The 16,600-nt window shown below is 42.8% G+C and carries 3 protein-coding genes; all 3 read right to left on the bottom strand.

All coding sequences use genetic code 11. From position 1 onward, the window contains the following. Positions 1-104: 104 nt before the first annotated feature. Positions 105-2,126: a tetratricopeptide repeat protein gene (locus ACKGJO_RS05870; RefSeq protein ID WP_411322477.1), complete on the bottom strand. Its 2,022-nt coding sequence runs from the start codon at positions 2,124-2,126 to the stop codon at positions 105-107. A 77-nt stretch (positions 2,127-2,203) separates the two neighbouring features. Further along, on the bottom strand, positions 2,204-4,192 hold the full coding sequence (locus tag ACKGJO_RS05875; RefSeq protein WP_411322478.1) for a hypothetical protein: 1,989 nt from the start codon (positions 4,190-4,192) through the stop codon (positions 2,204-2,206). 72 nt (positions 4,193-4,264) lie between these two features. Further along, positions 4,265-16,594 (bottom strand): hypothetical protein, encoded by a 12,330-nt coding sequence (locus tag ACKGJO_RS05880; RefSeq protein ID WP_411322479.1) that lies wholly within the window; start codon positions 16,592-16,594, stop codon positions 4,265-4,267. Positions 16,595-16,600 lie beyond the last annotated feature (6 nt).

The raw sequence follows: 16,600 nt of genomic DNA on the forward strand, positions 1-16,600 counted from the left end.
GTTATCCGGAACCGATTTGCCCCTCATTCAATACTTACGTAATCAAAAAATAAAACAGCTCAAAAGATTTGAAATTTCCCGAATACGTTCTAACACTAAGTTAATTATTGAGAAATAATCCTTTGGGCATCTTCAAACCGATCGGCTTTGTGGAGTGCTGAGATCAAATGTTCTTTGAGAATGTTGTTATCATTATTGTTTTCATATCGTAATAGCCAACGCTCACAAAGTTCATGAAGTTTTCCGCTTTGCTCACTTACAGCAATCAGTTTACGGTAAGCATCATTATTTTTTTCGTCAATAGAAAGTGATCTTTCATAGAAAAGAATCGCGTTTTCGGGATCATCCTGTTTCCTATAAATATCCCCGAGACGAAGGTAAACCTGCTCATCTTTCGCTCCATACCGTATGGATTCCTCCAATGAGCTTTTAGCCAGTGACATTTTCCCGGCCTTAAATGCTGATTCGCCCTTAAAAAAATGTAAGCGTGAACTCGAAGGGTATTCTTCCAGTGCACTTTCCATAATGTTGATCTGTCTATCCGGATCAAATGTATTCTTTAGCAGATCATACCAGGCATTAACATAACGGTTTATTTTTTCAGTGAACCGCCTTTCCTGTAACATAACAGGTTTAGGTGAAGCGTCGCCATCCAACACACGTTCCGTTTGTGAGGTCAATACTGCTTGTGATTCAGAAAAAATGTCAAGCATTCCTACAATGGATGAGATGAACTGCTCAAGGTTTTCTGATCTGTTTAGATTCTGATCTAGAAACTTTAATTCAAAATAATCCCCTAATGCATAATAGGGTGTGCTCTGTAAATAATGTGTGTATTGCCGAATAGCACTCTTATTACTCTGATCGGTAAGTTCAATGATGTGAACAGCTACCTTCGGATCTTCTTGGATCTGAAACGCTTTTATAAATAGATCTAGTGCTTCATTTTCCTGCCCTGCATTTCTAAAAACCAAAGCAGATTCTTTTAATACATCGTAAGACTCCGGCCAGTTCGATAGCACCTGGCGATAGGTTTCAAGTGCCTCTTCATCGATCTCTCCGTACAAAGTTGTTCGGGCAGATCTTAATGCTATATCAGGACTTGGGTCTGCTGTTTCAATAGAATCAAGTATGGTACGTGCTTTGTCGTATTCCTTCAATAAAATGTGAGTGTCAGCCAATTCAAGTGCGACCATTCGGTTTTCAGGGAACGCGTTTCGCTGGAGCTTTAGTACGTTCATTTTAGCTGCCATATCAAAACGCTGCTCACTCATCGATTTAAGAGCTTCATATATCTGCACATTATCCGGATATTTTTCAATTAGCCGGTTCATATGCTCATTAGCCTTTCGTGCCTGATTTGAAGCCATAAGGGCCTGGCCATAGATCAATCCATAGTTCACATTATCAGGATACAATTCATATAAAATTTTGAAAGTTTGAACCATTTCGTCCCGATCATCTGCTCCACGGTAAGCTTGACCTTTCAGGAACAAAAGTTGTTCGCTTGTAGGAAATCGCTGTAAACCTTTATCCAAGGCTTCAATAGCTTCCTTCCATTTTTCTGCCTGTATCAGGGTATAGGCAAGGTTATTATGAACGGAGAGACTATCCGGCGTGAGATCCCTTGCATGCTTATAGTCATTAATTGCTTCAGACATGTTCCCGCTTAAAAACGCATCATTGGCTTTTCGTTTATAAAGATGGCCGAGATAGGCGTCCGCCTGCTCTTTTTTTATAACACTTCTTGAATTACTTCCCTGTGAGGCAACAAGCTCTGAGATCTTCTTATAGATCGGAATGGCTTTAGGATAATCGAGATGGTAAAGAGCCTCTGCCTTAACCACCAGCATCTGAACATTTTCAGGTGCGATATTCAATGCCAAATCGGCTGTTGCAAGTACTTTCTCATATTGCTCTAAACCCATATGGCTGGCTGCCAGGTAATAATATGCTTCAATTAGAACAGGGTTCTTTTCGATCACCTTCTGAAGCTGAGGTATTGCCTTTTCAAATTTACCACCCTGATAGAATGCAATACCATCCGCTAATTCATAAGACTGCGCCGATACTGCTGAATTTGTAAATGGATAGCAAAGCAGCATCACTAAAATGAACTTTAACAAAAAATGGGAATTCCACATACAATGTATCCTAGATCTGAAAATATTGAACTCAAAGATTCCCAAATAAAATTGAAACATCAATTTCTTTCAACGGCCTGAGTGGCTTTTGAAGTTCTGGATTCTCTTCCGCTCTTATCAACACCATGGATCTTATACCAGACTCCGCTCTCTCCGGCTGCATCAGTCCAGCGTGTAGCAGGCACTTCAACTTCTGCTACCTTATCATAAACTCCGGTCGCTATCTCTGATCTGTATATCACATAACCACTTAGTTTTTTCACATCACCCTCTTCCCAGGCCAAAACAACACCATCATTCATTTTCACAGCCTGCACATTGCGCACTCTTTCAGGAGCGTGAGTGGCTTGTGTGCTAAGTGTATCTGTTACCATTGGTTCACTTTCGTTGCCAACAGAATCAATGGCCGACAGTGAATAGATATAGGTTTTATACAGCGACACATTCTCTTCTCTAAAATAACGCTCTCCTTTTCTGACCTCAGCTACCAGTGAATCAGATTGGCCTCCGGACTCAGTCTCTCGTTTATAAAGTCTGTAATGGGTGACATCAGATGAACTAGAAGCATTCCACGTTATTCCCACCCTGCGAGCATCCTGCATTTTTGCTTCCAAAAGATCAGGGGCATCAGGCGGCGTGATATCCGGAATTTTTACCGCTGTTATCACCGTATCACTTATACTACCATTTTCACTCACAATGGCGACACCATATTCAATGGTGGTGCCTTCAACAAAACGGATTCCACCAATTCCGGTATCTTCATAAAACGTATTCTTATACGCTGAACTGTTAAGCATGCTCCATAAACCACCTGACCCGGAGCCTTTTTCTCTTCTCAGGATCTGATAGGAGCGCAGGCCACCGGGCACCTCTCCATTTTCCCAGCTTATCCTTGCAACTTCGTTATCGATCAAAGTTGCTTCGATGGACGTTACCGGATTCGGTACACGTTCATCAGCTATAAAAACATGAGCTGCATTACTTAATTCACTTTCATTACCCATTGTATCCAAGGCCGTAATCTTGTATCGATACTGATGCCCCGGTTCTGTGACAGAATCTTCATAAACAGTTTGAAGTGGTGACAACAACTCTGATGTTATTCTGCTGTATTCTTCCTGATCATCTCTGGCGCGATACACATGGTACCCCTCCAGATCCAGTTCTGTTGACACATTCCAGGTGATGCGGCCTGTATAGTTTCCAATATCATTTACCTGGACATTTCTAACGATGTCAGGTGGTATGTTTTCCATTACGTTTAATGCCGTAATGTTACTTTCATCTGACAGGGCACCCGTAAAATCAACCGCTTGCACCACAAATTCATACTGCTCATCAAGTCTTGGAACTTCACCTGAATAATTAAATTCAGTTGTTTCAGTAGTTCTGGCCAGAAATTCAGAGTTTAAAGGAATCCAGTCTTCAGAACCGGAAGGCCGATAGAAGATCTGAAAACGGATGATATATCTTGAGCTTCTCACGGAATTTGGAACATATTCCCAGCTGAGATCCACGGTTCTGCCTCTGTTAGCCACCTCTAACCCGGATGGCGCCGGCGGATCGATTACCTCCAGATCTACTTCTCCTTGAATATTCTCACCGGTCGGTCTTTCCAGATCATCCACGATCTCAAATCGATAATAGACATCTTCTCCAATTGGAGCCTCTTCATCTATATAAAGTCGCCCCATCTCTAAGGCAATAGCGGGCGATGCAAAATTTGCAATCAATCCAACATTGCTGTTTCTCCTCAGATTGAGAAAAACGGCCTGTGGTTCTTCACGGCCCGTAAGTTGTTGAGCCAGTTCAAACTGTTCTTGCAGGCGATATTCCAGATCGTATCCATCACTGGCCGGATAAAAAACTTCATCATTAAGCTGAGTCCAGTTATTACCATTTTCACTCCTATAAATATTATAACCATGAGAAAGAGGTATTTGCTGAGCATGATAGATATAGGCCCGACCATCATCTTTTGCAATACCAATGATCTCACGATCAGGTGCTGATTGAGCTGTTACAGAACTTGATAAAACAGCCATGCATAGCACCATCAATAAATATTTTAACCTGAATATGTACAAAACCATCTGAAAATTTTCTGAATATTTGATTTAAAATCCGATTGTTTGATAAGAGTTTTTTGGAGCCTGGAAGTTCTTGATCTCATGAGAATCAGACATAGTCAAAGGCCGTGTTATGGTACGTTGCATACCGGCCCCGTTTGTAATTTTGATCCTCACTTCAAGATCTGTGTAATCAGGAACCTGCCCATCTGAAAAGTAAACATATTTTGAAAGATCAAAACTGCCGTCTCTAACTCCATAAATAGACTGCATATTTGACCATCCTTTAATTGGCAGTGGGTTCTTATCCCTGTAAACGGCATATCTAACGGATGCAATACCTGTTTCAGGATCCTCAATATCATCCAATTCAATATGAAGTCTGTCATCAGCTGCCTTATAAGTTACATCTAAAGTTGGCATCACAGGAATGCTTTCGTCGAGAGCTAAGGGACCGGTCGCTCTTGTACCGGAAACTTTCCCATTTCCATTCACCGATCTGTAGTTGATATAAATATCTACTCCCTCAGGAAGTTCTGACCTTGGTATTGTTAAATACCGATCTGTAGTATTCCCAAAATATGAATACTGAACAAAATAGCCATTTGAACCTGAAGACGTGCTTGTCTGTGATAGGTTATAATTTTTCTGGTGACTCCACGTAAAATCGACCTGACTCTCTGTTGGCCAAGGTCTCAGATCTGTTGCTCCCGGTGAGGTTCCTAGGGAATACTGGATACCATTAAGGTCTGTCTCGGGGTCATAAGGAAGTTCTGTGAAGTACAGTTTAACATCATTTGGATTCACTTTTGCCTGGAGCCTTCCTGTTTTCGGGGAAGTAGGATCACGTGGTTTTTTGGGGCCTACGGTATAAATATCACTTACATTACCCGCTTTGTCCACTGCTCTGACATGTACGTACACTTCAGTGTCGAAGTCTTCGAGGATAGAGTTTTCTTCCTCACCTGTATAGGTCATATTCAGGTCCTCTGTAACTGATACTTCAGATTCGATAAACTTATCATCCGCTACATTTTCAGATGTTGTAACCAGGTATTCATACCTATCCAATCCTGATTCTGAATCAGAAGAGCTCGTCCATGAAGCAGAGATCTCAGGGGTAATTGCATCCTCCCAAGCATATTTATCTGCTTCAGTAACGTTAAGATCAGGAGCAGATTCGACGACTGGGTCAACCGGTGTGGAGTACCCTAAAGTCGAAAATGTCATGCCTAAAGGTGCCGCTATGTAAGCAACGCCTGGTGTTGAAGGCTGACTTGAATCATACTTTATTGGATTAGAACTTTCCGTAACATCACTTAGCATACCTTCACCATTGGTAACTCTCACACTCAAATAATAGGATGTACCCTCGACCATATTGAGTAATTGAGTCTGCCCTGTTATTTGAGAAGTTGGAATGTTTGCAAGAAAATCACGCGATCCCTGAAGTTCTGTCCACCCAACCACATTGGTATCACCCTGAGCCGTACCAATTGCATATTCATACGTTGAAATATCCGATTCCGGATCATAGGCTTGTATTTTCAATGTGATGGTTTCCGGTTCACTCGTCCAATAGGTTTTGGAAGTCGTATTGATACTATAACGGCCAAATTTACCGCTATTTGATGTCCATTTATAAAAATCACCCAACCTAATGACCGGTTTCTCGGGTGCAGATGTGTCCTCATTTAGGATCGATGTATCTCCGTCACCACCAAATAAACCTCCTGTGTCATTAAATGCCAACCCATCAGGGCCAACATCAACATAAAAAAGAGACCTTCTTGTAGCAGTGTTTCCTGCATTCCCTCTCACTCTTAGGCCGAGATTTATAAGCTTGGTTTCACTGGTTGAAGAAGCTGTACCCATGGCAGTTTTAAAGGGATATATATTTATTGATGTATTAGTACCTAAAGACAAATAATCATCATTTCCAACAGAAACAGACGTGTTTAACACATCCTGATTGCTGGTAATATTACTTTGTATAATATTGATACTGTTTTCGATCACTCCTCCAGGATGTGTAGCTGACCAGGATATCTCTGTGTTATTGAAGAAAGTGTTAAATTCAATAGACCCACCACTGACTGATTGCCTTGAAGGAACAGCCTGAATGTCAGCAATTTGCGGCGGTCTCAAATCATTTGACAACTCTGTAAGCCTTGATCTGTAGTCTGTAGAATCTGTTGAGGAAAGTGCTTCCACACCCGTTGACTGACTCACATCTTCTTTCCAGTTAATGTAATTATCAATCATATTATAAAGTATAGCAGTGAGTTCTGCTTTATCAGTATAAAAGGAGTCCAACATATCAGTCAGCCCTACGTGACCTTCTTTGAGGGAATCCTGAACAGATGACATTCTTGGCACTACTTCATCAGTGACAACCTGAGCTGATTTATCGGCGTGTTCCTGTAAACCGAGAACATGCATGTTATACCAGAAATCTTCATTCATATTTGAGACAGAATCACGTACACAATCTAATCCACCGGCGCTACAGTTTGGAGTGATTAGCTCGTTATATAAGGTATTAACATTAGTCGGTGCACTACTTGATGATGGATCCGAAAAATTAGGATCAAAATTCGAATCACTGAATCTCAAAATAGCCTGATTACGTTGAGCTACTTTATAAACCTCATTTTTATATTCATTTGGACTTGAGTTTCTCCCTGACAACGCAGAATTATACCTGTTGTTTAAGGTGCTTATACCATTTTGGATACTACTATTATTGCTTATAAAATCTCCCCTCAGATTGTAAGCCCATTCCCATTCCATCCAATTCCAGTTGGCCTCCAAGGCAAAGTATCTTTCTAAATTTTCGTAAACATTAGTATATGCCTCTGCTAATGCATTTACGCTTGGAGTAAAAGACAAAGAAGTGCCGGAATTACTATTGCTGCCGCTTCCAGATATTTGCTGGTTTAGATCGGCTAAGGAAGAGCCTTCCTGGGAAATGTTAGTGTTTATGGTGCCTGATAATTCAGCAGCCAACATACTTTGCATATCGGTCAGGTTTTCCTCCACTTGTGCTATGCTCTGCCTAAACTGTTCATCTAACAGTTCCACTTCTTGTTTAAGTGATTCAGTATTTGATGACTGACTTTCAGCGAGATCTTCATCTACATTAAAAGAAACGGACTGAGTAGTATTAGTAGAGATTGCTGGTTTTACGACATTTGACACCGGGGAATTATTCATACTTGACAGCATATTATCAAATGCAGTTTCGGCATCACTGTTGAATTCCATCGCGCTTTCTACACTTGTGCTCAGTTTTTCAGAAACGGCATCAGAAATAACCAGTGCCTCATCAACCGCTACCTCTAGATCCTGTCTGGCATTACTACGAGAGGTAAAAATATCATATAGCCTGTAATACTTTGGTTTCACCAAAAGGTCTGTAAGAATATTCTGTAAAGATGTAGGCAATGTACCAGCTTGACTGTAGTACTTGTTTTGTTCGACCTCGTTCTCTATGATCGATGCAATATCACTCCTTTCAGTATTATCCAACGCATACATATTTGCTCCCGCCCTGTATACATCTTCAGAAGAATAGGCTGGCCCGCTAAATACGGGTGGCTGATCGAGTGCTTCCTTTGCTGCGTCAATACTGCTTAACATAGATTGTATTTTGGCCCTGAATTGATCCCTTTGCTCTCTGGCCTGAGCAACAAGGTCGTTATGGTCACCTTTACCAAATCCACCATCAAGCTTACTCTCAGTTACTGATACCCAGGCTGCCAGACAACCTTCTTTGACAAGTAGATCTACACATCCCTTAACAGCTCCGTATAGTTCAAAACCACCGGAACGTTTTGTGACAAATGCTGCTTTTGCCTCTGCCGTGATACAAAATCCAAGACAAGCCTCAGCATTAAACAACACATAGGCACCAAACGGCATACTGAAATCGGGATCATCTATCATCCAAACTGAACCGGTAACATTGCTGTTAACCTTGAGGATCGGAATATCCACACCAAAACCTACACTTACTTCAAGCAACACACCCGAATTGGAAGCAAGGAACTCACCGTCTCCGGTCATAGTGCCGGCATATATTGAATAATCGGCATTCCCAATTATTCCCCATACTGTTTTACCGTTATTTTTAGTGGCAAAATACTCAATAGTACCATCAGCTGTGACTATGGCCGGTTCATCACCTACATCGGCATCAACAATAATAGATCCATTAATAAACATTGGCTCTCTTTGAACATGCAATGACATACCTCCTTCGAGCAGGGTCTGTGCCGGTGCATTTGAACTACCATCCATGCCTAGCACAACACCACTGGCATCCATGTAGAAACTATTACTGGTCAACTCAAGAAAGGTACTACCCTCGATCACATATTCAGTACCTGTACCGGCAAGGCCGAAACTTGCATATAATTGTGCCGCAAATGTAAGTGAATCTGCCTCTGCAAAGTTTTCCTCACCTATAATTGTATGTCCCATACCCGATACAGCACTTCTTACCATATCAAGGTCATTTTGGTCAGGTTTCCAGAAAAATCCACCCCCGGCACCGGTCAGATCAACCACACCCGGTATGATAGGTATGCCAACATCACTTTGTGCGGCCACAAACAAGCCATAACTTGTTTCTCCATTCAGATTGGCAAATTTTCCGGCCACTGCCGCCTTTACCTCAGCGGTACCAAAACTGAATATGCCACTGGCTGCTGCTCTGAGAAGAAATCCATCATCAGAATTCATGTAATGCATATTCGCCATGATCGAAAAATTATCCATCATGGATGCATTTAATCCGTCTATCATCAATTCAAATTCACCGGAAGCTTTCTTCATAAAGAATATAGTCTGAACTCCTCCGGAAATCCCACCACTTCCTGCATCCGTTCCTGCATCAATGGTGATACTAAGGGCACTTAGCGATGCATCAGTTTCACCTGTATCTACGGGACATGGTCCAAAGCAGAGTAATTCAGTTACACCAGTTTCAGTGCGGGTTGGAACTCCGTTTTGGTCTCCATCCAGATCTCCCGGTTCTTTCTCAGAAGCATCCGCGATCTCAACATCTGTACCGTTCTCGTATTCCTCATAAATGAACTGACCGATCTCGATGGAGGCTATTCCATCCATCTCAAGTGTACCGGTTCCATCAATATTACCGGTATCCTTGACTCCCGTTTGATCAATGATAAAATTTTCGTAACGGATAGAACTGGAAACCGTCATTGCCGGAATACTCATTCCCAAGTCGCCACTCAGTTCAATTTCAAAACCATCTTGAGTAGTAGAAATTTCATCAAAATTGACGGCTACACTGAATACACTGAAATCATAATTAAAACCGACATTGCCTGTAGCATTGAATTGCACGTAAGGTGATTCGGCTGAGAGTCCAATTCCAGGATTCTGTGTGATCTGCCCTGCTTCCCCAAAACTTATAATGGGTGATGTTTCTCCCGATTTGTAGAGGTCACCATTGGCATAAATTCCTGAACTTTCCCAATCATAGGGATCAATATCAGCCTGAATAGCATTCAGTTTGAAATGACCGAAATCACCAAGGGCATATTGCTGTTCCAGATCAAAAGCCGGTGCTGTAGCATCAACCTGAACCACATTTTGATCATCCCTGTAGATGCTGATGGTAGAAGACGACGTTTGGTCGACAGGAGCGGGTATAGTAACGGCAAGTTCACTATCCAGTCTCAAGCCCTGATTATCGGTCAAGGCAAGTGAGTTTATAAGCACATATTCCGGAATCAATTCAATATCTTGAGCTTCAAAACTTGAGAAGCTAAAGCCACCTTGTGTGTCGATCATCAGGCCTTGATAATTAATATCCCGATCTAAAAAGTTAACATTACCTGAATCAGAACTGACTGCTATGCTTCTTCCGTTTAAGGTGATGGTGGGATTTTTTATCAGCCCATTAAAAGCCCCCTCAAATAAACTGAAGGTTTGATCAGCCAAAGAGCCGGACGCACCGGCCAAAGCAAAGTGAAGGCTGGGACTGGAATTATAATTATTCACGCCAACCTCAAGATCCTGTATGGTTACATCAAGTGGTTCTCCAATAACATCTGCCATGGAGATCTGTCCGTTCAATACCAGGTGAAAAGAACTGGCATCGGTTACAACGTCAATTCCATCTTGCTGATTGAGGGCAAGCGTTGCATCTCCGACTGAAAGATCACCAATTGAACCCGGATCGATACTGAAGTCCCAACCGGTATCTGACCATGATGCGGTGTAGAATATCGGATCGCTTCCTCCACTCACTTCAAGGATCAAACTGCTGTTCAGAATACCTGAAACCGCAATGCTGTTTGTACCTCCAAATTCCGCTTCGATACCCCAAAGTTCAGCTTCAAAAATGTCTGTTTCTTGACTTCCCTGAATATTACCTGAATGATCGTAGGCATAAAGTGGTGTGATACCATCCTGATATGCTGTCAGGTGAGTACCCACTGATATCGTTCCCTGTGAAATTCCATTTTGATTGATCACAGCATTCGCAATGGCTGAATGTTCGCTCAACGGACCCGGCAGATCCGCCTTCAAACCTGCCTTTAATTCTATGCCGTTGCCTTGATCACCAATATTAAACTCAGTCAAGCTTACCGGAATATCTAAACTTGATTCCAGCGAGTATGCACTTTGCAAATCTAATGAACCACCGGTTACGTTATATGAGCCATCTGTTGTTAAGCTAAAGCCTACATTTACCTCGACGGGACTTCCGCTTTGATCATCAAGAGCTGCAATCACCATTGGAAGTGATGACCCATTCGTGCTTATTGTGTATCCTCCCGTTTGTCCGTTAGAGGTAACATCGACGAGCAGACTATCATTAGAATCTTTGATGTCTACATAGGCTATATCCTCAGAAGGCAATGGAATTCGGGATGGCAGAAAAGCCGTTATCATGCCTCCCAGATCAAAACCGGATTGATTTAAAATAGCCAGTGGATCCTGAGATCTAACACCATTTTCTACCTGATAGAACAGGGCACGACCCTCATTTACTGCAAACCCGCCCACATTCAGGGCAAATCCATTTTCATATTCTACCTCCAATGCAGCGTACTCATCTCCCTGATACCGAATGCTTGCCGTTGAAGAACCGGAAAGTACGAGGCCATCACTCGTGAGCATCATATCCCCATTCAGGCTCATATCAATGGCATTATCTGCCGGCATAGCCGTCGCAGGATCTTTCAGTTTAAGAGATAATGGTTGTACCCCAACCTCCATAGCAAAGTTAGTGGCTATGGAGGCATTTCCGGATTGTACCCCGAACGGGTTAAAACCTATTAAAAGATCGTTGAACTGTACAGTAGATTGAACACCATCAGCAGAGAGATTTCCCCCGCCATTTACCAATAGACCATCTTTATTCAACACAGCCTGATTGATCCCAAAGGTAAACAATGGATCGTTTGGTCCGTGCGGCAGGTCTAAACCAAATTGTTGATTAATAGTCACGGAACCGTCTTTGATATCTCCTTCAATGAGATCCAGTACCAAATTTCCGTTTGCCGTTACCGGTGTTCCCTGATCAGATGCCGGAAGGGTGATACTTACCCCACCATCCAGTTCTGCCATTTGCTCATCGGCAGAAACACTAAAATTAAGATCAGCATTGGTGACAGCGATCTGAGCCGGTCCTAATTCAAGATAACCACAGGGTTGTATGCTGCTAACCGTACCTTCAAAATATTTACTTTCTACAAGATTCAGTGTAAAAGTGCCGTTCTCGACACAGGCATTCGGATCATCTACTTTAAAAGCCGGAAGATTACCTAATTCTCCATCCAAATTGATATTAACCGCCTGAAAACTTCCGTTCGGGCCTTGCCCCATTTCAAGAGAACCAAAGATCTCACTGATCATAAGTGTTGGTGAATCCGGATTACCGGGAGTGATGTCAATTTCAGCTCCACCAATTGGTTGAAAGGGCTCAACAGACCCTGTCAGAAATCCATCCATTATACCTACGTCGTTAAAAGTTAATCCGTCAGGAGGATTGAGTCCCGTGCCTTCAAAGTCAGGTAGATTCACTTCAAAACTCATGTTAACATCCGGATCGAACTCTACGCCCTGGCCCCAGTTGAAAGTAAATGGAGACGTCGTTTCAAGAGAAAGAGGTTTGAACTGAAATCCTGCGATATTGAACTCCGGTAGATCAAGTCCGGCAAAACTTGAGGAATTGATATCCTGAACGGGGATCTGAATACCATTATCGCGTATTTCAAAACCCTGTAAAGGAAAGATGATCTCCTCCGGCCCGGCGGGTTGAATCCGGATGTCTGCATCGATGGCAAAGGCAAAATCAAATCCCTGCCCAGCAGTGTAATTAAACTTCGGTATTCCGTCTATAGCATTCAATTTCAACCCAAATACTCCAAAATCAAACTCAGGCAATCCGTTAAAGTCTTCGGTTACAAGATCACGCAATTCCATGGTACCCGGCGTCAGCCTCAGGTCAAATTCAGCTCCGGTAGATATCCCATTATCAGTATTAAGGTCAAAACCACTGTCTATTGTAAGATCAAAATTTGGCGATGTTGCTCCTTTTGCCAAAGAGAACGTCCCATTGATACCTTCTACTTTCAAAAGAGCTTTATCTTCCGGCAAAAGCGGTACCTGTGCGTCCATTCCTGTGATATTCAGATCGGCCTGTACCATGCCGTTACTTTGAATAAATAAGCCAAATTCCTGTTGCTGATCCGGCAAGTCGTTTTCAAATAAATGAAGATCACCCAACAAGTGTAAAGCCGTCAGGGGTGAACCATTTACAGGTCGGGATCCGAAATATAGTTTTTTAAGTGTGATCGGAACCTGACGATCCTTTAACTGCCACATTGGGTCATTCTGTGGGACTGTTACCTCGATACTCCCTTCAAGGATCTCAGGATTGGTTGGGTCCCCGGAGATCACAACGTTGTTAAGTGTTACGTTTGTAAGTGAAGGACTCCCTTGTGGATTGAAAAACGGAGCCGTTAATGTCAAAGTTTTTCCCGGCAAGGTTGACATTGAATAATTGCCATCCGAATTTTCGGTTACATCTACCAGTAATTCTCCTTCATCCTTCAGCGTCAGATAAGCAATATCCATGGTTGGTAGTGGCAGGTGTTCAGGTATCAAAAGATCAGCAAAAAAGCCCGGTGCCGGATGGAAACCATCTTCATCCAGCCATGCTATACGGTTATTATCATACATGATATCAGCTTGACCATTGCCTACCTCAAACGGAAAGATGCTGAATCGGAAGCCATCTGAATAGTCAACCTGAGCCAGATCGTATTCTTCTCCGTTGAATTTCAGTGAAGCGTCAGCCTGACCTTCGGTATGAATACCCTGTGAATCTATCTGAATTTGTCCTGACATTCCCATGAATAAACCGGGGTCTTGTAATAATTCAGAATCCAGTTCAACGGCCTGAAAATTCAGGCTTTGGTCACTTTGGTCGATGCCGGCCGTAAAAGCAAAGGCGTTATCAAACAAAATACGGCCTCGTTTGATCTGCAAGGTTTCAATATCTATCAGCAGACTGTCAAAAGTCGTTCCCATAATTTGGTCTGAGGGAAGGTTAAATTGCTGACGACCATCCACACTAAAGCCTTCTTCGGTCAGTTCAGCCCTGTTCAACCTAAATGTAAGTACGGGATTCTCAGACGGTATATTCCAGTCAAATGGCTGGTCTATCAGAAAATCCAGAGTATTAAATCGTCCCGTTATCAGGTTCAGATCAAAGGACCCGGAAGCGGTTTGCCCTTCACTCAGGTCAAGATCGGCAGAGGCCAACAGAGATGCCCTTTGTCCGGTTCCCGGGTCATGGTCAAAAACCAGTCGCGACGAAGTGACGTTAGCGGTAAATGGCCCTACTAAAATGTCACAGGTAGGTATTATATTTTCTATTTCACCCTCCAGTCCGGTAGTAATTGACAAACGGCTATCTCCAATTTCAATCGTTGGGTCTGCATTACAGGCAAAGGGTTGCCCCAGAGTCAGGTTTCCTGAAAAATCAAGGCGGCCTATTGGCTCTTCCCCTGTTTCTGTAAATTGTACGCCGAACTTTCCGGCCATGTTATCAATGTTGAATGCATAACCTGAACCGAATTCAAAGCTGCACCCCTGAAAATCCTGCGGTACTATGGTAGCTGAAACTTCATCTCCACTTACTTTTCCTGCTCTTAGTGAAAGCTGCTGACCTCTGATACACTTGGGATAATTAGATCTATTGGGTACACCTACATTACCTGAAAAACTTAGATCCCAGGGTCCTGGTCCGGTCTGATTCCATTGAAAAATGGGGAAAAGGAATTCAGCCAGCTGAAGAGTTTCAAGTTTTACATTATAATTGTTGATATCAAAGTCAGGCAATCCTGCCAATTCCTCGGAAAAATCAATTTCATCAAAGTGAGCTCCTTCCTGATCGATCAGTATGTCGCGCACATCATAAGAACCCCATTCACCAAAGGAAGGGATTTCAAATTTCGCTCCGAGAAGAATCTCAAAATCCCAATCTCCCGTTTGAGAATCATAAGCCAGTTCATTAAGCTTACTTTGGTGAAGCTCCAGTGTAAAGAAACCCAGGTCTATTTTTGGTTTAATGAACCTGCAGCTTTGATCCTGTGAAAGATCATTGATCTGAAGCCCTTCCTCAGAACTCAGAGAAATACCCGCACTGGCCCCACAAGCTTGCCCCTGATCGGTTTCAAGACCAACAGAAGCCATCAAATTGATACTATAGTCCAGATCGCCTGAGTTGGGATCTATGCTCAAATCTCCCAACATACGCTCTATCACCATATTCATTCGGTTACTTTCCTTAACAAGCGAAATTTGTACAGGTGAACTGCATCTAAAAGTGGTCATTAAGTTACCCTCCAGGAATGCAAAACGGGTCTCATCACAACCGGTCTCTTTACCGAGTACTTTAACTGATCCTTTCCCATAAACGGTTCCCTCAGGAAATGAAGCCTCAATAGAAGTAACTTCTGCCTCAACTAGGTTATCTCCATACCTAAATAACGGCGATCCGGTTGCTTTCACGGTACCTCTCGCACCCTGTGGCTCCAGGATCAAGCGACCCTGGGCTTTGAAACTTTGTCCGTCCGGGCTCCTAAGCTCTACTCCGCTTGATACACCCTCTCCAAATCTCCATATTACATCGTTCAAACTTACCATCTCAGAGGCTGTGCTCAGAATACCTGTAAGATCCTCTCCACTGCCCCTCAGAGATCCTCCCATCAGTATGGGAGCTTCAAGTGAACCCTTTTGCAGACGCAGGTTATTCACAGCAACCGTTAATTTTTTCTGTCCTGATGCAACAAAATCCATCAGTAGGGTGGCACGACCATTCAGTTCGTAATAGTTGGTTCCTTCACTCACATCCATGCGGTCTAAATCAGTGAGGCGTGCAAAACCCGGAATAAGTGGTAATTCCTTAAGTTCACTCAGATCCGCAATAGTTCCAGAACCAACTCCTGATTTGTAGGTAAACGTTCGAATGTTACTTTCCCCATCGTTTCTGATCGGAAGATCATCATTCACAGATCTTGCGGTAACCCTCCATGCATAATCCTGTCCGGGTTCCAAAGGCAGATATTCAGGTGTGTATACTAATGTATTTTGTCCGGTCAATCTGGCCTCAGCGTGGGCCCTGTTACTGTTTATAGCCTGCAACGGAGTTTGATTTCCTAATACCTCTACCAAGAGAAAATTGTAGTCGATCGGATATCCCGCAACAGGAACGGGTGTCCAGTTAAAAACAGGTGTTTCAAGAGTCAGATTAGCCTGATCAGACGGATTGACCAAGATCGGGGCTTGTGGATAGATGACCGAAAATGGATTTACTGACGGCATCGATGAGATCATGCTTGCATTATCTTCAGGAATAGCCCGAATGTTCAGAATATAATTTCCTTCAGGTATCGACCCTCCCTGGATGACCTGTTGCCTTTGTTCATTCGTAAGCTGATCCAAAACATCATCAAAGGTTTGCCTGAAAAGAAGTTCATCAAAAACTGAGGTAAATACGTAAGCACCGGGACTGAATGTTTGAGGCTCAGAAGTCACCTCAAGCACTTCCCTTCCGTCTTTCGATAGGCTAAATTCAAAGCGAAAATCTACCGGTTGCGTGTTGGTGTTGTTATAGGTGAAAATAACCTGATACCGACCGTTTCTGAAGTTTTCTTCGAACTGATCAGTGAACGGAGTATTTATTACGCTTGGAATTCCTGTGACATTGATATTTGCAACACCTTGAGCCTGGGCTGATTCCGCTCCTGTTATAAATACGCAAAGCAACAACAAGAATCCTGCTGTTGTATTTAAAAACCTCGTAATGTGAAATGATTTTTTTAACATATATCG

The sequence above is a fragment of the Gracilimonas qinghaiensis genome, from assembly GCF_046602855.1.
Classification (GTDB): domain Bacteria; phylum Bacteroidota; class Rhodothermia; order Balneolales; family Balneolaceae; genus Gracilimonas.